Source organism: Chryseolinea sp. H1M3-3, from assembly GCF_029360725.1.
Lineage (GTDB): Bacteria > Bacteroidota > Bacteroidia > Cytophagales > Cyclobacteriaceae > Chryseolinea.
On the sequence record NZ_JARKMY010000001.1, the window covers coordinates 543,188 to 563,466 of the forward strand.

The window sequence follows — 20,279 nt, forward strand, 5'->3', positions numbered from 1 at the left end:
CTTATGTTAAAAGTTTGGTAAGAAATAGGTCTACAATTTCTACCAAAATTAAAACGATAATAATTAACTCCAACAAGCTGCTCTCACGTTGGTTAATAATCTCACGAAAGATGGAGAGATTGTCTTTAATGATCTTTAAAGTGTATTCAATTTCGCTAAACCGAACCCGCAAATCAAAGTGTTTCATAAATCCCTGGTAGAGTTTGTCAAGAAATTCATCATCCCATACCTGGTCGGGCGCATCGAAAATATAAATATTCTCTGCAATGTCGTTTTGAGTGTTTAATGCCCTTCCTAAAAATCGCATCATATTTTTGCGGCTGATTTTGAGTTTGCCTGTCAATTCCAATTGTGTAGCAAAACTCTTTAATTCTGTCAGCAAGTTTTCCGTCACATCATGATAATGATCTAGTGCTACGGATTGTCCCAGGATAAACATCGCGATTCTTAAAACTTTATTATCAATTTTATCTAAGATCAATTCGTCAAAGTTAAAGATCATGTCACTTCCCTCCATAACACGAATCTCGTGGTCATCACGAAGCCATGTGGAAAATGGATTTCGTTGATAGGCCTGAACGGCTTTGACCGCCCACTTCATTTCATCCTCCGAGTAACCAGCAAAAACAATCACACCATAATTGAAAAAGTACTGATATTTATCTTTACCAAAAACATAAAATAATTCGGAGGATGAATCGGCTTCGGGTTTGATATCTAGGAATGCTTTAATGCCTTTTATGTCTAGTTGATTGGCGACCAGGAATGCGGATAGTTTAACCGTTTGTGTCATAAAGCCCGTTTATTAAAGATATGAATTTTAATTCACGCCCAGGTCATTTTAGATTAATGGAAAATGAAGAAATTGGCTGAGCTAACTATTAAAGGTTAACAGAGGTTTGTTTTATTAATCAAAAACCAATGAAAAAAATAATCACCATACATATCCTACTTTTCTTCGCAATTCAGTCATTCGCATGGGGTCCGACAGGACATCGTGTAACAGGATGGATTGCTGAGAAACATATCCATAAGAAAACTCGAAAGGAAATTGAGCGGATATTAAGTGGTCAATCTTTAGCCATGGCCAGTACATGGATGGATGAAATTCGTTCAGACTCTACTTATAACTACACCAGCGACTGGCATTGGGTTACGATTCCAATAGGTAAGTCATACCAAGAGACCGAAAAAAATTCAAATGGTGATATTATTCAGACCATTCAAAGACTGATAGCAGAACTAAAATCCAAGAAACTAAGTACTAAAGCAGAAGCTGAAAATTTAAAAATGTTGATTCATTTAATTGGTGATATTCATCAACCCTTACACGTGGGGTTAGGCAATGATCGTGGCGGTAATGATATCAAAGTAAGCTGGTTTCGTTCGGAGAGTAATCTTCATCGTGTATGGGATAGCGATATGATCGATGACACACGATTAAGCTACACCGAATTGGCAGAGTCCTTAGAGAAACCTGATGGGGTTAGGATTACTTCCTGGCAAAACAGTACCGTATTGGATTGGGCAACCGAGAGCATATCCTACCGTGATCAAGTGTATAAATATGGTAATGGAAAATTGGGATACCGGTATTCCTATGAAAATTTACACATCGTTAGATACCGCCTTTTACAAGCTGGGATTCGACTGGCTGGTGTATTGAATGACATTTACGGATAATATACCTTAGCAAACGGCTCTGAAAGTTTTGTACGACGGTGAAATTTTCAGAAGGAATCTACTTGACAGGATACTCAAAATGATACGTACCCGATCCCAGCTTTAGCTTTACATCCTGCCCGATCGTACTCACTTCTTTGATCACTTTTACTTTGCTAATGTCAATGTATCGCTCTGTAATTTTCCTGGATGCGGCGTTTGGCAAAATCACCTGCGCCGATGTATTCACAGGGATCACCACATCCAGTTTAAATATATCGTCCTCAATAGTCCATGACGATTTTACCTGGCCATAAACTGTTGTGAGCTCAGCGGACGCCCGCGTTAACTTTCCGCCTGGCTTGGGTGCAATCATTAATTCCTTATATCCTGGCGAGACTTCTTTAAGCCCCGTTATCGTACGATACATCCAATCGCCAATAGCGCCATAAGCATAGTGATTAAAGGAGTTCATTCCTGGCGTTTGAAAGGTGCTGTCCGTCTTAATACCATCCCACCGTTCCCAGATTGTTGTAGCTCCCATCTTAACGGGGTATAGCCATGAAGGATATGTTTCTTGCAGCAATAAAGTATAGGCCAAGTCATTATGCCCAAACCTTGTCAGTACTTCGCATAAGTAGGGAGTACCTAAAAAACCAGTAGTCAGGTGGTTGCCATAGTCCTTGATATTTTGCGCCAACCGATCTGCGGACTGAGCACGCAGGTTCTCGGGTAACATATCAAACTGCAGTGCTAAGACATAGGCGGTTTGTGTACTGGAAACCAATCGGCCACTGGCAGTCATGTATTCGCGAGCAAAGGCGTCTTTAATTTTCTTCAATGAATTGGTGTAGTGACTGACATCATCTTTTTTATTGAGGACAGAAGCAGTGTTGATCATTAGCTGGGTCGAATGGGCCCAAAAGCACTGTGCGATCAGATACTTGTCGGTTACCGCTGCCCGCCCATCGTTATCATCTAGCGGCCGGTAAAAAAGCCAGTCACCAAAATGAAACCCAGTGTTCCACAAATCATTGATAGCAGTTTTTTCAATGTAGCCAACCCAGGCTTTCATACTTTCATATTGTTGCTCAAGGATTCTTTTATCACCATAAGCCATGTACATATTCCAGGGAATAATCGTTGCGGCATCCGCCCAGCCCGCCGAGGCCGACGCGTTTTTTCCCAATACATTTGGGATAACAAATGGCACTCGCCCATCCTCTACCTGATCAGCGCTGAGGTCCTTTAACCATTTACCGAAAAAAGCAGCAACATCCATGTTATATGCGGCGGTTCTTGAAAATGCCTGAGCATCACCAGTCCAGCCTAAACGTTCATCGCGTTGAGGACAGTCGGTTGGCACATCAACGAAGTTGCCTTTTTGTCCCCATAGGATATTGTGCTGGAGTTGGTTAAGGAGCGCATTGGATGTGGAGAACTTTCCCGTTGTTTTCATATCCGAATACAACGCTATGGCTATAATATTTTCAGGTTTTAATTCTCCCGGAAAGCCTTTTACACGTACGTACCTGAATCCGAAGAAACTAAACCTTGGCTCATAAATCTCCTGGCCTGATCCTTTTAACGTGTACAGGATTTCCTGGTCAGCCGCCCGCAGATTTTCTGTATAAAAGTTTCCATCCTTATCCAGTACTTCCGCATGATGAATGGTGACTTGTGTTCCCGCACTGCCCGTGACTTTTAAGTTTATCCAACCCACCAGATTTTGGCCAAAATCGACAATAGTTTCGCCGCTAGCGGTCTTGGATATTTTAACGGGCTTAAAGGTTTCTTGCTTGCGCACGGGTGGCCCGTAAGAAGCCACAAGATTCTTCTTACTTTCAGCCAAAACTCTTACAGGCTTCCACTCGGTATCATTAAAACCCGCGTGTACCCACTCCGGTATTTCCAGACGGGCGTCATAAGCTTCACCATAATAAATCCCAGATTTCGTGATAGCACCTGTCGAACATTTCCAACCCTCGTTGGAAATAACGGACTCTTTTGTACCATCGGAATATATAATTTCTAATTGAAATAGGACCGCGAGATTCTTGCCATAAATATTTGTGTTATTTTCCCATGCCAGATGCCCCCGATACCAACCATCCCCTAACATCACACCTGCAGCATTGACACCTTGTTTCAATAGCGGGGTGACATCATAAGTCTGATACTGAAGCCGCTTGTTATAACTAGTCCAACCGGGTGATAGATATTGATCACCCACCCGCTGTCCGTTGAGATGCGCTTCGTACAAGCCATGGGCAGTGATGTACAACCTGGCCGAACGGACATTCTTTTTAAGATCAAAATTGCTGCGCAGCATTGGCGAGGGTCTTCCGACACTGTCGCCGGGAATATTAGGCTCAATCCAGGAGGCGGTCCAATCATCAGATTTTAACAAACCCATCTCCCAATATTTTATCTCACTCCAACGTGAAACCACATTGGTATTATCGGCAATCTTTACTTGCCAGTAATATCGTTGCCGTGAAGTTAACGGTGGCCCTGCATAAGGAACACTTACGGATTGATCAGAAGAAACTATTCCGGAATGCCATAGGATATTTTGTCCTTTTGCTAAAGCTGCTTGATCCAGCCCTACTCTGAGCTCATAACTTTTTTGTGTTATAGCCCTTTGACCTGTAATGAGCTTCCAACTGAATCGTGGGGTCTCGATATCAATTCCTATGGGGTTATCCTGATATTCACACGTCAATTCCTGAACCTGAAGTTTTTGGGCAAAACTCATGACTGACATTACCAGAAGACTCAATACAAGCGTGGATATTTTCATACTGAAAGTCATTTGAAAATTCAAATTACAAAAGAGAACTCTCTAATCAACCCTGTACATGCATGTGCTAGCAAATGTAAGCGTAACACAACCCAAGCTAAAAAGCACAAGGTGAATTGGGCGCAGTGCTAAAGGAATTTAAGAAGATGAAATGCTATTTGAGTTTATTGACTTTTTGGAGTTTTGAATATATCTCCAGGCATACCCAGGCATCTGTGGCTGCGTAATCGATTTGTTTTTCAGTAAGGGTCGGAGCTTCCCAGTTGGAAGTCTGTGCACTTTTAGAGATGCGGATGCCTAATAAAAGGCCGGCAAGTTTCTTTACACTTTCAACTTGTAGTCCCGATGATCTTGCCAAGGTAGAAAGTTCTACAAACGACTCAGGTGTAAACTTATTTACCTTTTGAAGTGATTTGATATCATCATGAATCGCAACACCAGCTTTGATGATTTGCCGGTTTTCAAAAATGGAAATGATTTCGTTAGGGAGCCCGGTATGATGAAGGCGGATAAGAAAGACCTTATTTGGTACTGCTAACTGAAGAAGCGCTACTTTATAAATCTGACCACGTTTAAAGCTCGGTCGTGTTTCAGTATCAAAACCAACGATCTCGTGTTTCTCGATTTCTACCTTAACCTTCTCTAGTTTTTCAACTTCGGTTATGACGCTCACTTTCCCCTCAAATGTTTTTAGGGGCAGAAGATTCAATTCTTCCGAGCTAATCGAAAATTTATAGCCGTCATCGCTTTGAGGCATATCCTGTTGCAGTTCGTCTGACAAATTCATCAAAAAAATCAGGTCTGGACCTGTGTTAAAAAGTAGTGAATCTTTCGGGCCTTTAATTTAACTCAAAAAAATAACTATTTTGAGCTCATAAACTCAATTGGATGTTGAAGTCGCTATTCAGAAAGAAACCTCTTTCAACAATATTAGAAGACGCTAAACAAGGTGTCGATGATGGACATGGCGCTACAAGCCTCAGAAAAATCCTCGGCGTCCGCGACTTAACCTCCATGGGTATCGCTGCAGTTATTGGAGCGGGAATATTCTCAACCATTGGTCAGGCAGCGTATAACGGTGGCCCCGGCGTAGTTTTCCTTTTTATCATTACTGCAATTACGTGTGGATTTACAGCCCTTTGTTATGCAGAATTCGCTTCACGCGTTCCGGTAGCCGGCAGTGCATATACTTATTCATATGTAACCTTTGGCGAACTTGTTGCGTGGATTATAGGCTGGGCACTGATCCTGGAATATGGTATAGGCAACGTTGTGGTGGCCATTTCCTGGAGCAGTTACTTCGTAAATTTATTGGAAGGCGTCGGCCTTCACATGCCTTCATGGCTGACGATCGACCCCACTACGGCACATAAAGAGTTTGTTGCAGCACAATCTGCCGGAGCTCCGACAGCGGGCTTAACCTGGGCAGTGGCACCCGTCATCGCAGGATACCGGTTTATTTGTAACGTTCCTGCTTTTCTAATTATCGTGTTCATTACTGCATTGGCATACATTGGTATCAAGGAAAGTCGAAGCAGCGCAAATTTTATGGTAGGCCTTAAACTGGTTGTACTTGCAATCATTGTTGTTATTGGCGTATTCTATATTGATACAGATAATTGGACACCGTTTTTACCGAATGGGTTTACGGGGGTGCTTAAAGGAGTTTCAGCCGTATTTTTCGCGTACATAGGATTCGATGCAATATCCACCACAGCTGAAGAGTGCGCGAATCCACAGCGCGACTTGCCTCGCGGCATGATCTATTCTTTAATTATATGCACGCTTATTTATGTAATTGTCACCCTGGTGATCACAGGTATGGTGAGCTACGCAGAATTCAATAATGTAGCCGATCCGTTAGCTTATGTCTTTGAAAAAATTGATCTAAGCAAAGTAGGTTTTTTTATTTCCGTTAGCGCAGTCGTTGCAGCCACCAGTGTGTTACTGGTTTTTCAAATAGGCCAGCCGCGAATTTGGATGAGCATGAGCCGCGATGGTTTAATGCCAAAACGTTTTGGAAAAATTCATCCCCGATTTCATACCCCCGGGTTTTCCACCATTGTGACAGGGATAATTGTGGCGATACCCTCGCTATTCATTGAAAGTACAATCATGACTGACTTAACCAGCATTGGAACATTGTTCGCATTTGTGCTCGTTTGTGGAGGTGTATTGCTGTTGCCCTTGAAAGAAAAGTCGCCGGAAAAAAAATTTAATCTGCCTTATATCAACGGCCAGTGGATTGTAATGCTGTTGTTTTCTATTTTCGTTTTTACTTTTAGAAGCCGGCTTGGAGATGCAATTACAAACCTGGCGGATGACACTCAGGATCAAATACTGTTCGTGTTATTTGTGATCATGTTTGCCACTATTAGCATCTTTTCGTTTACAAAAAAATTATCGCTCATTCCGGTCCTTGGAATGATTTGTTGTCTCTACCTGATGATTGAAATTCCCACCAGCAGTTGGATCGTATTTTTCGGGTGGATGGCATTCGGGTTAGTGTTTTATTTCTTGTACGGGTATTGGAAAAGCAAACTCGCAAAATAAAAGGTCTAAGTTCACCTGTTTTTATTGCTGCTCGGTTTGAGTTATGTTCGCCATAATGTGCGCAGATGCGCTGGTTGCTCGATAAAAATTTTCATCGGAATCTAGGTGGACATCTTTCTCCTTTTACGGTTATGTTTTAGTTTTCATCTCATACCTCACGCCCCGATCGTTCAAATAATCCATTACAAATTCAAAACATCCATCCTCGGCGCCGACATACTCAGGGGGTGAAATACCCTTCCGTTTATACCGGCCGCTCAGTACCAGGTTAACGGCTGCGGTACACGTAAATCCTGTTGTTCGGGCCATGGATAAAGTATTGGTGGATTTATCCGTTCTGTCCAACAAATTATATTCGTACATGATTGGCCTTTCATTTTCATCTCCGGTGAGTCGGATGCGCATAACGGTAAATTCCTCTTCTCCGGGTTTCAACTTCCACTTCGGAAACAGAAGGTTTGCCGTAACATCGATAGGTCTGACCTTCACACCTTTGATTTCAATCTCTTCGTAGGAGAAAAAACCTGAGTCACGCAGTACCCTTAAATACTCGATGCATCCAGGATAACGCAACGTTTTTTCAATCATATTGGGAATATGATCCATTGTTTTGATGAGCGAACGAAGACCATCAGAATTCCATGATTCTAATGTTCCTACCTGCTCAAAATGTACCAGCTCCGGATCTGACAAGGCTTCTTTGATTATCAGTCCACCATTCTGAACATAACGCGCGGGCCGGGTGTACTCTTCGATTACGTCGATAGGCGAAAAAACAGCTTTATATTCGAAAGGCCACTCTCTGACTACTGGTAATCCACCTACCAGACATTCATATTCACGAATTGCCATCCGCTTGTCATGATAACCTAAAATGATGTTTCCCATTCCCGGCGCCACGCCACAATCCATAATGACAGTGACGTTTTTTTCTTTTGCCAAATCATCCAGCAAAAAAGGGTCTTCTGGAAAAAAAGAAATATCAACCATATTCTTACCCGACTCAATAACCGTTTTTGCCGTTTGAAATCCCAAGAAACCAGGAACAGCGCCAACCACAAGATCAGCATCACTCACCAAAGATTGTATGGTATTTGAGTCTGTGAAGTTTGCTTGAGAGGTTTTTATACCGTGCATTTCGAGTTCACGCAAAGCGTCCCGGCTCATATCCACAGCAGTTACATCATTCTTTTTCGACAGGTCGATGGCCATTGTTTTTCCCACTAAACCTGCGCCCAGCACAACTATCCTTTTCATATTTATGGATTATTCAAAGATTGAGTACAAGGTATTAAATGAAAGTCTTTTTCTGTTTAACTTCATGAACAAAACAAGACTTTAATGCTTTCATCTAAATTTATTGAGCGGGCCAAACATTCTAAACTATCCTTATGGTTATTAAACCTGGGACTTCATAGAATGATACCCTTCAATAAACCTCATGGCTTTGAATTACTTGAGATTGGCGATTACGATATAAAAATTCTCCTGCCATATAAGCGGAAAAATTTAAACCACATCAGGGGTTTACATGCCTGCGCATTGGCCACAATTTCTGAATATGCTACCGGGTTGCTTTTAATTTCAAAACTCGGTTTTGACAACTATAGAATTATTATGCAACGCCTCGAAATGGACTATCACTACCAGGGAAAAATGAATGCCATCGCCCATTTTTCAATCTCACAATCATGGCTACAACAGTCGATCTTCGAACCATTAAAAAATCAGGAATCTGTGACGGTGGTCTGTGAAATAAAGATTCACGATGAAAAAAAGAATCATTTAACGACAGGAAAGGTGCATTGGCAGATAAAGGAATGGAAACGAGTGAAAACCAAAACTTAAAAGTAAATTAGTAGACGAAACGTGTATTGTTATGAGGAAAATTGATCAGCTTCTGGCAGAATACGGTGAAAGTCATCAGAACTCAACGAACAAAACGATTCACTGGATTTGTGTTCCATTGATTTTTTTTAGCATTGTGGGACTTGTCGCATCCATTCCTTCAAATGCAGTACAATTTGTTTTGGGCGAAGGCAATCCATATGCGAATTGGGCAGCCGTTGTGCTCATTCTTGTACTGATTTACTACGTTTCGCTTTCAATTCCATTAAGCATTGGAATGATGTTATTTGGCGTTTTATGTCTGTTCACCGTAAACCTGATTTCGCGCTTAATAACTGCGCCCCTATGGGTGGTCAGCTTAATTATTTTTTTTGTTGCCTGGATTGGCCAGTTTTATGGCCACAAGGTTGAAGGAAAGAAACCCTCTTTCTTAAAAGACATTCAATTTTTATTGATTGGCCCAGCCTGGCTTATGCACTTTATCTACAAACGATTAGGTATACCCTATTAATTTTTCATGACTGAAAAGCCGCGTTTAATAACATTACCGAAAGTCAATAGTAAATCAGGTACACTTTCCTTCATGGAGGTTGATGGAACCTTGCCATTTGATGTAAAACAATTGTACTGGATTTACAATATTGAAACCGAAGCCCACCGGGGGGACCATGCGCATCTCAATACCGACCGAGTCATTGTTTGTATCTCCGGCGTAATTGATGTAGTCATAGAAGACATGCGAGGAAACTTGTACGAATTTCAATTGAACGATCCCGCTATCGTGCTATATTATCCTCGATTACACTGGATCAAACTGAGATTCCATCAAGGCGCTTTAGCAACCATTGGGGCTTCTGATACCTTTAAAAATGATATTACTATTAAAGATTTTCAGGAATTTAAAAAATTAATGGTGTAACGATCCGTGTTTCATACCGTGTCCAATTTTCTATTTCACCAACCTAAATTTGTATTCAGAAACGCTGACGATAATGTAATTTCATTCGAAAATGAACTTGTGAAAATCTATTTCTCACGAATGGGAGATTTGTTAACGAGTCTCGATCGATCGCCATTCGGAAGTTTCGCGCTTGATGATCGCGCTTCGAAAAATGATTTGCTTTCAATCATTAGCGAAATTGAGGACTGGTCACGCGCAAAGGGAGTGAACAGCTTGATCATTCGTTCTTTTCCGGAAATTTACCAGCCGCATCATAGTCTGCTCGTTAAAAATAGTTTACTGGCAACTGGCTTTGCGATTAAGTATTGCGACCTCACGCAAGCGATCCCTGTTTCGAAAGAAAAGATCTCACTCAACACACATAAAAAAAGGAGAGTTCGGAAAGCCGAAGCACTGGGTTTTAGTTTTCGATTGTTGCCTGCGGAATTTATAGAAGAAAGTTATCAACTCATTGTTGAAAGCCGGCAACACAAAAATTATCCGGTAACCATGTCGTTAGCCGATCTTACCTACACGTTTAAATTGTTTCCCGATGCCTATTTTTTGTTTGGGCTGTTTGACAAAAATAGACTCATCGCCACCGCTGTCTCCATTAGCGTGAATGCAGAAATTATGTATTGCTTTTACATTGGTGATGATTTGGCATATCGCACTTACAGCCCTGTAACACCGTTGGTCAATGGAATTTATCAGTTTTGCCAAATGAACAATTACAAGATATTGGATCTGGGTATTTCTACTGACAAGGGTGTCTTGAACAAAGGCCTATATGATTTTAAAAAATCTTTTGGAACTTTGGACTCCGATAAATTTACCTACATCAAACAATTTTGAATCACCCAACGCCTAAAGTGTCCGTCATATGCACATGCTACAATCATGGAGCCTATGTAACCGAAAGCATGGAGTCCGTGTTGAATCAGACCTATAGAAATTACGAGCTTATTGTTGTGGACGACGGAAGCAATGACAACAGTGTCGCGGTTATTCAAAATTACATTCTTAAACACCCGGAAATTACTTTCATCAACCTCCAGAAAAATGCAGGCATTTGCAAAGCCTTCAACACGGCGTTTAAAATCTCTAAAGGAGATTTTATCATTGATCTTGCAGCAGATGATCTATTGCTTCCCGACCGGCTGGCGAAAGGCATAGAATCATTTCAGCAGCTTGACGATCATTATGGCGTTATATTCAGTGATGCAGAATGGATAGATGAACACGGCCGCCATCTATCATTTCATTCCCGGAAGTATCCTCATCATGTAATTCCACAGGGTGACGTTTATCAACATTTGATCGAGCGTTATTTCATCTGCTCACCGACCATGATGTTTCGCAGGAGTGTGATGGAAAAATTATTTGGCTATGATGAAACGTTAACATACGAGGATTTTGATTTTTGGATCCGGTCATCGCGAATCTATTTATATCATTATGATCCAGAAGTCCTGGTAAAAAAAAGAAAGCTAAGAAATTCCTTATCCCACAATCAATTTAAACTCCTTAACAGACACAATTATTCAACGTATCGGGTATGCCAAAAAATTTTAAATCTAAACAGAACCTCCGCTGAACATAAGGCACTCCACAACCGGATTCTCTATGAAATCCGGCAAAGCATCCGCACGCTGGATTTTTCGCTCGCCTTTAAATACTTTCATTTGTTAAGGAACGTCCGGGCAAATCTTCACTAAGCGAAACGCAAGCGGATATCGTTACTTCCTATTATCCTCCCCCAGGGCCATGCTCAAATAGTTCTCATAACGACTTAATGCAATACTTCCGTTCTGAACAGCATCAATAATGGCACATTTGGGTTCATTGATGTGAAGGCAACGGGAACCGAACTTACACATTAAACGCAGGTCACGCATCTCCGGAAAGTAGTCGGAGATCTCTTGCTGATTCATATCGACCAGTCCCCATTCTTTTACACCTGGGGTGTCGATAACAAAAGTATTTTCGTCCAAAGGAAACATTTCAGCAAACGTAGTTGTATGTTTTCCTTTTTCTGAAAAGTCGGAAATATCACCAATAGGTTGATTGATGGCGGGAGAAATCTTGTTTAGCAATGTCGATTTACCCACGCCTGAATGGCCTGCAACCAATGTGGTTTTTCGTTTCAGAATTTCCCGAATTTCGGAGGGGTCGTCATATTTTGCCGAAATAGAAAAGCAGCTAACATCAATCCCAGTATACAATTTGGTGAGTTCTTCTAATAATTGAAGACCTTCATCATCCACAAGATCTTTTTTATTAAATACCAAAACCTGTGGGATACGAAAAGCTTCCGCACTCACCAGGCACCTGTCTATAAATCCAAGCGATGTTCGGGGAAGCGCAAGCGTAACAACTAACAACAATTGATCTATGTTGGCGGCCAGTACATGAGAATGACCCGTCTTCTTGACCGATTTTCTCAGAATATGATTCCTGCGAGGCATTATTTCGGTGATCGAGCCAATATCTTGTTCCAAGTCAATTAAGACATGATCGCCAACGGCGACGGGATTGGTTTCTTTGATTCCCTCCAACCGAATTTTTCCACGCACCCTGCAATTGTACTTTACGCCGTCTATCCCCATGACGTCGTAAAATGATCCCGTTGAGCGCATAACAATTCCTTCCATTACTTCAGAAGTTTTCTGCAATACTGTATAATTTTTTCAGTTGCTCCCAGGTTTTCCGTAACATAACTCCGTGTAACATCGCATGCCAGGAGAAATGTTGACGGCACGTTCAGCATCTCAAATTTATCTTTCAAGTCCACATAATCAGCAACCTCAAATGCACCACCGCGGTTGATAAGATCGATTGCTTCCTGAAACTTTTCATAGTTCTTGTTGCCAAAAAATATTGGTACACCATAGCATGCCGCCTCTAAGATGTTATGAAGTCCTTTGCCAAAGGCACCCCCGACGAAAGCAAACTCCCCATACTTGTAAAGTCGCGAAAGCATTCCAACATTATCGATAATTAACACTTGGTACTCGTCCAGGTTTTTATCACCGGCCTTAGAGTATCGAATGGATTTTACCTGAATAGCACCTTCGATGGTTTGAAGAAAAGTTTCCGAAATTTCATGGGGCGCTATAATAAACTTCAGCTTATCTTCATTGATCATCGGTGTCAATACTTCCAGGTCTTCCAACCAGCAGCTCCCCACTACCATCGTTTTTTGGTTGCCCTTGAATTTTTCTGCAATAAGAATGTCTCCACCCTCTTGTACAACAGCATAAACCCTGTCGAACCGCGTGTCTCCAGCGATTGTACACCGGTCAATGCCAATAGACTTTAGCAACTTTAATGAAACATCATTTTGCACAAAGAAATAATCGTAGTTCTTTAAAATGTCCCTGTAGAATCCGCCATATGATTTAAAAAAAAGTTGTTCGGGGCGAAAAATAGATGAAATGGAAATCAATGGAGTGTTTCGGGACTTTAAAGCTTTGGAATAGTGATACCAGAATTCGTACTTGACAAAAATTGCAACGGTTGGATTAGCGGCCGCAACAAGTTTCTCGGCATTCGAGGCTGTGTCCCATGGTAAATAAAAAATATAGTCAGCGTACTTGTAGTTCTTCCTGACTTCAAAACCAGAGGGTGAAAAAAAGGTCAGCAAAATCTTTAACGTGGGATATTCCTTTTTCAACAATTCAATAACAGGTCTTCCTTGTTCAAACTCTCCCAACGATGCACAGTGTACCCAAACTACCGGCGCCGTATTGTTTTTAAATGCCAGTTGAATCTTATCTATAATAGCCTTTCTTCCTTTAACAAAAGCATTTGCTTTTGAATGGACGATAGAGGCAAAACGAAATCCCAGTCGAAGAAAGAAAAGTGCTGTGTTGTAGAGTAAAACCATTCGGTACAAAAGTACAAAGCATTCTGCTAACCTGTTAAGTCGAAAACGTGGCAAGTGTTGAAGTTTGCTAAGTAATTGTTTATGTGGATCAACCTGATATCAAATTCATATCAATACAATGGTCAGGGTAGAGGGTTAGACAACAACACAAATTTCTGGAACCTCAAAATTTGAGGTGGCAAATGATGGCAAAATAGCGTCATTTTCAGGCGCTTTGGGATTTTGAACACATGACCCTTTTAGCAACTCTTGTAATATTTTAGCCCAACTTGCGAAATGGATGATTTATAAAAGCCCTTATTTTAATCCATTAAACGCTGAAGATATGACTTGTAAGTCTATAAATTCTTTTTTGATGAAACGACTAGTTGCAGTTTTGCTCATATCAGCACCTGCTTTTTGTTATGGTCAGGACGAGTCAGAACTTATCGAATTCCTAAGGTCGGGAAAAAATGATGCATCAAAATTGATAGGTGCGTATGTAAATCCCGTGGTAGAAGGTCTTTCTTATAGCTTTAATGGCGGATGGTACCATACTGCGAAAGCTCATAACACGTTGGGATTTGATTTAGGCGTTTCAGTCAACGCCGTCTTTATACCAAAATCCAAGAACTACTTTACTCCTTCTACACTTGGACTTGAAAACACAGTATTAATTGACCCTGTGAGCGGCAAGGCCCCTACTGTAATGGGTCCCGCCGATCCTACCACGTACCAATCGGCACTCGACTTCAATAACGATGGAATACCGGATCAAACTTTCACAATCGATGGACCGGAAGGTGTAGATTTTAAAAAGAATTTTAAGGTGAGCGGCGTGGTTGCTCCCACTTTTCAATTGGGCATAGGCATTATTAAAAATACTGATTTGAAAATCCGTTGGATGCCTGAAGTGGAATCAAGCTCCACACGTGTTAAACTTCTTGGGTTCGGCGTATTGCACGATGTAAAACAACATATTCCTGGAATTAAAACGCTGCCTTTCGATCTGTCGATGCTGGTGGCATTTACTAACATACAAGGTGAAACATTGGTAGAAGGTGAATTCAACAAACCCGCAAATGATCCCCGTCAACAACTGATGGACTATAGCATGAATGCCTGGCTTTTTCAGGCATTGATCTCTAAAAAAGTTGCTATCCTCACCTTTTATGGTGGAATTGGTTTTAATACCATTAAGACATCTTCGGCGCTTAAAGGATCCTATATCATTGTAGATGATCCTAGTGGCAATAACGATGTGATCTTTAAAGATCCAGTGTCGTTAGACTTCAAAAACAAAAGCATTAAAGTCACTGCGGGTATCCGCTTCAAACTTGGTCCCATTTATTTGAATGGCGACTATTCGTTACAAGAATACAATACGCTGAGCGTTGGACTGGGGGTTGCAGTCCGATAATTTTTTGCTTAAGGAAGGTAGAATTCATTTTCTACTTTCCTTTGTATTCTGGCCTCACCCAAGCTTTGATTGAAAATCTTGAAAAAGAGAAAAGCCTCCTCCTGAGCAAAAGAGGTAGGCTTTTCAATCAAAAGGCAAACTTTGAAAAAAGGATGCTTCGCCCTATGAATTCAAAAACCTTTTATTACGTAACCATTTCGCCGTATTTTTGCAGATCGAAAATCATTAACTGATTGTAGATCAGACTACTATGGAGAAAATAAAAGTACTTTTTGTTTGCCTTGGCAACATTTGCCGCTCCCCTCTGGCGGAAGCCATTTTTAAAGACAAATTGAAGAAAAAAGGTCTTGAAGATTTTTTTGAAGTCGATTCCTGTGGCACGTCCAACTATCACGTTGGCGATCAGCCCGACTCAAGAACAATCGCCAATGCGCGAAAAAACGGTGTAACGATCGATCACTGTGGCAGGCAATTTACGGCTAATGATCTCAAACACTTTGATTACATCCTGGCCATGGACCATAGCAATCATCATAACATTTTACGGCTGTTGAAAGACAAAGCGCATACCAGTAAAGTGATGCTGATGCGCGAATTCGACACCACCGGAAAAGGTGAAGAAGTTCCCGACCCATATTACGGAAGCGAAAAAAATTTCCAGGAAGTGTTCGAAATTTTAAACCGATCCACAGAAAACTTTCTGAACCATCTTCAGCAAACTATTTTGCAGAAGCCCTAGCCTGTAACGCCTGTAGCAACAATATTTTTATTCTTTCTGAAACAGTAATCTTAGCCGCCTCTTCGATGGCACGAGGCGACATTTTTTTTAAGGTCTTTTGAAGAATATCAACAACTTTTTGCGGCTCGTGTTTTTCTGCAAATTCTTCCAGGTAGTGTTCAATAAATACGAGACAAATTACGTCCTCCAGGGTCTGCGTATCTGCATTGCTATGCAACTCTTTTTTGAGCAACAATGACTTTACTTTGTCAATCGTTTCTTGTTCATACCGGCAGCTTGCCAAAATTTGTTCGGCAAGTTTAGCATGATGGCTCTTTAATACGTTACGCCATTGCAGATAACCTTTTTTATCCATCGCATAGGTCTCCCGTGGTATTTCCCAACGACCGATATGCTGGCAGTGGGCGGCAAGCTTTAAATACTCCGGAGCCGCCGGATAGAAATCATCCAAACGCTGGCTCATCCGTTGCGCGTACAACAATTCTTTGGATACTAATTTCCCTTCGAATAATTCCTGATGCGGGTCATTCAGGTTGTATGCATCAAAAGTGGTGATGGCTCTTTCAAAACGATCGCTTTGTATCATAGAAAACGTTGGGTCTGTTTCGATGATAAAGCTACTCAATCTTCTGCAATGACTCTACTCTTTAGAACTACCATCGCGTTTGTGACGGTATTTTCATCAACAACTTTACCAATCACAATAACTGCAGGCGATGTTATTCCCGCAGCATGAGCACTTTGACATATATTCCCAGCAGTTCCAATGGCAATTTTTTGATTAGACGTGGTGGCTTCCTGAATAAGTGCCACCGGCTCTTCCGGCGAGCGGAATGTTTTAAATAGCTCGGCAATCTTTTGCAGGTGACTCATGCCCATGAGGACAATTACCGTGGCCGAGGACTGAGCTGCCAAGGCAATATCATTCGAAATTTCCCCGGAGGATAACGTACCTGTTATGACCCAAAAGCTTTCGTTGATCCCTCGTTTTGTAAGTGGTATTCCGGCAGACGAAGGCGCTGCCAAGGCACTGGATATACCAGGGATTACCTCCACTTTAATACCGCGCCTGTTAGCATATTCCATTTCTTCGTGACCTCTTCCAAAAACATTCGGATCGCCTCCCTTTAATCTTACTACGCAGCCAAACCGTGTCGCATAAAAAACAATAAGCTGATTAATCTCTTCCTGGAGAAATTCTTTTTTTCCTTTTCGTTTCCCCACATACACTTTTTTACAAAAGGCCGGCGCAAATTCCAATAGCTCGGGAGAAACCAATGCATCATAAAGTATGACATCGGCTCTTTGAACCGTCTTTAATCCCTTTACTGAAATTAATTCCGGGTCGCCAGGGCCGGCACCTACGATCCAAACTTTGGGTGAAATCGTTTTCATAAGTATTTCTTAAAAATTTACGTAATTATACGTACAATTTGATTGATTTACTGAGTAAATTACGTATTATTACTTAAAATTTGATCAAATACTTACTTAAATCGTTTGCACATGAGTCGCGTAATAGTAGTGGGAAATGGAATGGTCGGATACAAATTTTGCGAGAAACTTCGCAGCCGATCAAAAGAGCATGAAATAATAGTGTACGGAGAAGAGCCCCGGCCAGCATACGACAGGGTTCATTTGAGTAGTTATTTTTCAGGGTCTACTGCCGAGGATCTTTTAATGGCCCCAGTGTCATGGTATGTGGAAAACAATGTGGAATTGTTCACAAGTGAACTGGTAATTGAAGTAAATAGAGAGAACAAAACCGTTAAAACGCATACCGGGAAGGTTGATCACTATGATTATCTCGTTCTGGCTACTGGCTCGAGCGCATTTGTGCCCACGGTTGAAGGTGTAGAACGTCACGGCGTTTTTGTTTACCGAACCATTGAAGATCTAAATCAAATCATTGACTACGGAAAAAAAGTCAAGAAAGCAGCAGTACTCGGCGGAGGCCTGCTTGGGCTTGAAGCTGCCAAAGCACTCCTTGATCTTGGGTTGGAAACGCATGTAATAGAGTTTGCACCCCGGTTAATGCCGAGACAAATTGATGACACTGGCTCTGCTGTATTAGCACATAAGCTTTCACAGCTTGGTATTACTATTCACCTTAATAAGAATACGAAGAAGATTGCAGGCAATGGCAAACTGGAAGGATTGGAATTTACCGATGGCAGTTCATTAGCTATTGAAATGTTAGTGATCTCAGCGGGCATCCGTCCGCGTGATGAACTGGCGAAAGCAAATTCGCTGAAGGTCAATCCTCGCGGGGGAGTGATGGTCGACGACCATTTACGAACGAGTGACGAATCAATTTTTGCGATTGGCGAAGTAGCAGTGCACAACAATATGGTCTATGGTCTGGTAGCACCCGGATACGAGATGGCGGATATCGTTGCAAGACAAATCATCGGTGAGCCATCCAAATTATTTACCGGCTTCGACATGTCGACCAAACTAAAATTAATCGGTGTTGACGTAGCAAGTTTCGGTGATCCTTTTGGAGAAATAACGCCTAGCATTCCCATTGCTTTTCAGGACAAACGCAACGGTGTGTATAAACGCATCAATATCTCGGAAGACGGTAAGCACCTGTTAGGTGGCATCTTAATCGGTGATGCTAGCCAGTACAACATCTTCCACCAGATGGTAGTTAATAAAATGCCACTGCCTGCTCAGCCGGAATCGCTCATTATTGGTTCGCCTGGAAAGAATGAACCTGAAGGAGCTGGTGTGAAAAGCCTCCCTGACACTGCACAAATTTGTTCATGCGAAAATATTACGAAAGGCGACCTGGTAAGCCAGATTACCGAGCACGGCGCAACAACGGTTGACGATCTGAAAAAGAAAACAAAGGCCTGTACCGGATGTGGCGGCTGTACGCCGATGGTAAACGATATTCTGAAAATCACGCTTGAGTCATTAGGCCATAAAGTAAAGAAAACATTATGCGAACATTTCGAATACTCCAGGCAGGAACTTTATGACATCATAAAAGTAAAAGGTATCAAATCGTATGACGTTCTATTAAATTCAGTAGGTAGGGGTGACGGCTGTGAAATCTGCAAGCCAGCAGTAGCTTCACTTCTCTCCAGCATCTGGAACGAACTGATTGCTGAACAAGATACCATTCAGGATACCAATGATCGCTATCTGGCGAACATACAACGCGGCGGAACATACTCGGTTGTTCCAAGAATTGCCGGCGGTGAAATTACACCCGGTAAACTTATGGCGATAGGACGAATTGCACAGAAATATGGTCTTTATACCAAAATAACCGGAGGTCAACGCATCGACATGTTTGGCGCACGCGTTGATCAGCTTCCGGAAATTTGGGAAGAACTTATTGCAGAAGGTTTCGAGAGTGGCCATGCCTACGGCAAAGCACTTCGAACCATAAAAAGTTGTGTAGGCTCTACGTGGTGTCGTTACGGTGTTCAGGACTCCGTCTCGTTTGCCATCTTTATTGAAGATCGTTACAAAGGACTGCGCGCACCGCACAAGTTAAAAGGAGCCGTCTCCGGATGCATCCGCGAATGCGCTGAAGCACAGTCAAAAGATTTTGGAATCATTGCAACGGAAAAAGGGTGGAACCTATATGTCGGTGGAAATGGTGGTGCGCGTCCGCAACATGCTAAACTGTTGGTGAATGATGTTGACACTGAAACATGCGTGAAGCTTATCGACCGCTTCCTGATGTTCTATATCAAAACTGCCGATCCGTTAACACGTACAGCCACATGGTTAAATAAATTAGAAGGCGGCCTTGACTATCTCCGCGATGTCATTGTGAATGATTCACTCGGCATTGGCGAAGAACTCGAAATGGAAATGAAAGAACTGATTGCAAACTACCATTGCGAGTGGAAGAAAGTGGTCGAGAACCCGGAATTAAGAGAACGATACAAGCACTTTATCAATGACGATGAACCGGATACAACACTGGCATTCGTTGAAATGAGAGATCAAAAAATCCCGATCGACTGGCATAAAAAATAAGAAGAGAAAATCTAAACGATTGAACCATGAATTACGAACTACCGATGATCAATTCAAATAACGAAACTCCTCAAATGGATCTTACAAATAATATTTCCAAGGATACTGATGTGAAAATTTGGTTTAAAGCTGCACGGGTAGAAGCATTTCCGGAAAACGGCGGCGCCTGTGTCAGGTATAAAGATTTACAGATCGCTGTGTTCAATTTTACGCGACGGAACGAGTGGTATGCATGCCAGAACATGTGTCCTCACAAAATGCAAATGGTGTTATCGAGAGGAATGATCGGATCGCATCAGGGTGAACCGAAAATAGCATGTCCTTTTCACAAAAGAACTTTTTCTCTTAAGACCGGCGAATGTTTAAACACAGACGAATGCGCGATAACGGTTTATCCGGTCCGCATCGAAAACGGCTATGTTCACATCGGGCTTACGGCATAGC

Annotated in this window: 19 protein-coding genes; 11 read left to right on the forward strand and 8 right to left on the reverse strand. The window is 41.8% G+C overall.

What is annotated here, in order from left to right; all coding sequences use genetic code 11:
* Nucleotide 1: 1 nt before the first annotated feature.
* Nucleotides 2-793 carry an RMD1 family protein gene (locus tag P2W71_RS02180; RefSeq protein WP_276366432.1) on the reverse strand — a complete coding sequence of 264 codons (792 nt, stop codon included), beginning with the start codon at nt 791-793 and terminating at the stop codon, nt 2-4.
* Nucleotides 794-921: 128 nt separating this feature from the next.
* Between P2W71_RS02180 and P2W71_RS02185 the strand changes: the two genes are divergently transcribed.
* Nucleotides 922-1,683, forward strand: a complete 762-nt coding sequence (locus tag P2W71_RS02185) for a S1/P1 nuclease (RefSeq protein WP_276366434.1) — start codon at nt 922-924, stop codon at nt 1,681-1,683.
* Nucleotides 1,684-1,741: 58 nt separating this feature from the next.
* On the opposite strand, the gene P2W71_RS02190 is transcribed toward P2W71_RS02185, so the two are convergent.
* Both P2W71_RS02190 and P2W71_RS02195 read right to left on the reverse strand, forming a co-directional pair.
* Complete coding sequence (locus tag P2W71_RS02190) at nt 1,742-4,465, reverse strand: glycoside hydrolase family 78 protein (protein ID WP_276366436.1); 2,724 nt, start codon at nt 4,463-4,465, stop codon at nt 1,742-1,744.
* 154 nt (nt 4,466-4,619) lie between these two features.
* Nucleotides 4,620-5,252: a 3'-5' exonuclease gene (locus P2W71_RS02195; protein WP_276366439.1), complete on the reverse strand. Its 633-nt coding sequence runs from the start codon at nt 5,250-5,252 to the stop codon at nt 4,620-4,622.
* 101 nt (nt 5,253-5,353) lie between these two features.
* Between P2W71_RS02195 and P2W71_RS02200 the strand changes: the two genes are divergently transcribed.
* Nucleotides 5,354-7,018 carry an amino acid permease gene (locus tag P2W71_RS02200; protein WP_276366442.1) on the forward strand — a complete coding sequence of 555 codons (1,665 nt, stop codon included), beginning with the start codon at nt 5,354-5,356 and terminating at the stop codon, nt 7,016-7,018.
* A gap of 129 nt (nt 7,019-7,147) precedes the next feature.
* Here P2W71_RS02200 and P2W71_RS02205 read toward each other — a convergent pair whose 3' ends face one another.
* Nucleotides 7,148-8,275, reverse strand: coding sequence for a saccharopine dehydrogenase C-terminal domain-containing protein (locus P2W71_RS02205; protein ID WP_276366446.1), 1,128 nt, complete (start codon nt 8,273-8,275; stop codon nt 7,148-7,150).
* 84 nt (nt 8,276-8,359) lie between these two features.
* Here P2W71_RS02205 and P2W71_RS02210 point away from each other — a divergent pair, with 84 nt between their 5' ends.
* From P2W71_RS02210 to P2W71_RS02230, 5 genes are all read left to right on the forward strand, one after another.
* Entirely contained in the window at nt 8,360-8,866 is a 507-nt protein-coding gene (locus tag P2W71_RS02210) for a DUF4442 domain-containing protein (RefSeq protein WP_276366449.1), read from the forward strand.
* 31 nt (nt 8,867-8,897) lie between these two features.
* Complete coding sequence (locus P2W71_RS02215; protein ID WP_276366452.1) at nt 8,898-9,377, forward strand: Mpo1-like protein; 480 nt, start codon at nt 8,898-8,900, stop codon at nt 9,375-9,377.
* Nucleotides 9,378-9,383: 6 nt separating this feature from the next.
* Nucleotides 9,384-9,785 (forward strand): FdtA/QdtA family cupin domain-containing protein, encoded by a 402-nt coding sequence (locus P2W71_RS02220; protein WP_276366455.1) that lies wholly within the window; start codon nt 9,384-9,386, stop codon nt 9,783-9,785.
* A gap of 99 nt (nt 9,786-9,884) precedes the next feature.
* The gene (locus P2W71_RS02225; RefSeq protein ID WP_276366458.1) at nt 9,885-10,661 is read left to right on the forward strand and encodes a hypothetical protein; all 777 of its coding nucleotides are present in this window, start codon (nt 9,885-9,887) and stop codon (nt 10,659-10,661) included.
* Between the two features lie 17 nt (nt 10,662-10,678).
* Complete coding sequence (locus tag P2W71_RS02230; protein ID WP_276369011.1) at nt 10,679-11,524, forward strand: glycosyltransferase; 846 nt, start codon at nt 10,679-10,681, stop codon at nt 11,522-11,524.
* Nucleotides 11,525-11,545: 21 nt separating this feature from the next.
* Here the strand turns inward: P2W71_RS02230 and rsgA are convergent, their stop codons facing one another.
* Together rsgA and P2W71_RS02240 are read right to left on the reverse strand one after the other, a co-directional pair.
* Nucleotides 11,546-12,460, reverse strand: a complete 915-nt coding sequence (rsgA, locus tag P2W71_RS02235; protein WP_276366462.1) for a ribosome small subunit-dependent GTPase A — start codon at nt 12,458-12,460, stop codon at nt 11,546-11,548.
* Nucleotides 12,460-13,695 (reverse strand): glycosyltransferase N-terminal domain-containing protein, encoded by a 1,236-nt coding sequence (locus P2W71_RS02240; protein WP_276366464.1) that lies wholly within the window; start codon nt 13,693-13,695, stop codon nt 12,460-12,462. Before P2W71_RS02240 ends, rsgA begins: the two co-directional genes overlap by 1 nt.
* A gap of 355 nt (nt 13,696-14,050) precedes the next feature.
* On the opposite strand from P2W71_RS02240, the gene P2W71_RS02245 reads away from it, so the two are divergent.
* Nucleotides 14,051-15,094, forward strand: a complete 1,044-nt coding sequence (locus P2W71_RS02245; RefSeq protein WP_276366467.1) for a DUF6588 family protein — start codon at nt 14,051-14,053, stop codon at nt 15,092-15,094.
* A gap of 250 nt (nt 15,095-15,344) precedes the next feature.
* Nucleotides 15,345-15,833, forward strand: a complete 489-nt coding sequence (locus P2W71_RS02250; RefSeq protein ID WP_276366470.1) for a low molecular weight protein-tyrosine-phosphatase — start codon at nt 15,345-15,347, stop codon at nt 15,831-15,833.
* Here the strand turns inward: P2W71_RS02250 and P2W71_RS02255 are convergent.
* Together P2W71_RS02255 and cobA are read right to left on the reverse strand one after the other, a co-directional pair.
* Nucleotides 15,814-16,419 (reverse strand): DUF4202 domain-containing protein, encoded by a 606-nt coding sequence (locus P2W71_RS02255; RefSeq protein WP_276366473.1) that lies wholly within the window; start codon nt 16,417-16,419, stop codon nt 15,814-15,816. The two genes, P2W71_RS02250 and P2W71_RS02255, sit on opposite strands and share 20 nt — an antisense overlap.
* Before the next feature lie 35 nt (nt 16,420-16,454).
* On the reverse strand, nt 16,455-17,228 hold the full coding sequence (cobA, locus tag P2W71_RS02260) for a uroporphyrinogen-III C-methyltransferase (RefSeq protein WP_276366475.1): 774 nt from the start codon (nt 17,226-17,228) through the stop codon (nt 16,455-16,457).
* 111 nt (nt 17,229-17,339) lie between these two features.
* On the opposite strand from cobA, the gene nirB reads away from it, so the two are divergent.
* A complete protein-coding gene (gene nirB, locus P2W71_RS02265) occupies nt 17,340-19,835 on the forward strand; it encodes a nitrite reductase large subunit NirB (RefSeq protein WP_276366478.1) in 2,496 nt (831 codons plus the stop codon).
* A gap of 74 nt (nt 19,836-19,909) precedes the next feature.
* Nucleotides 19,910-20,278, forward strand: a complete 369-nt coding sequence (gene nirD, locus P2W71_RS02270; RefSeq protein WP_276369014.1) for a nitrite reductase small subunit NirD — start codon at nt 19,910-19,912, stop codon at nt 20,276-20,278.
* The last annotated feature ends 1 nt before the right edge of the window (nt 20,279 follow it).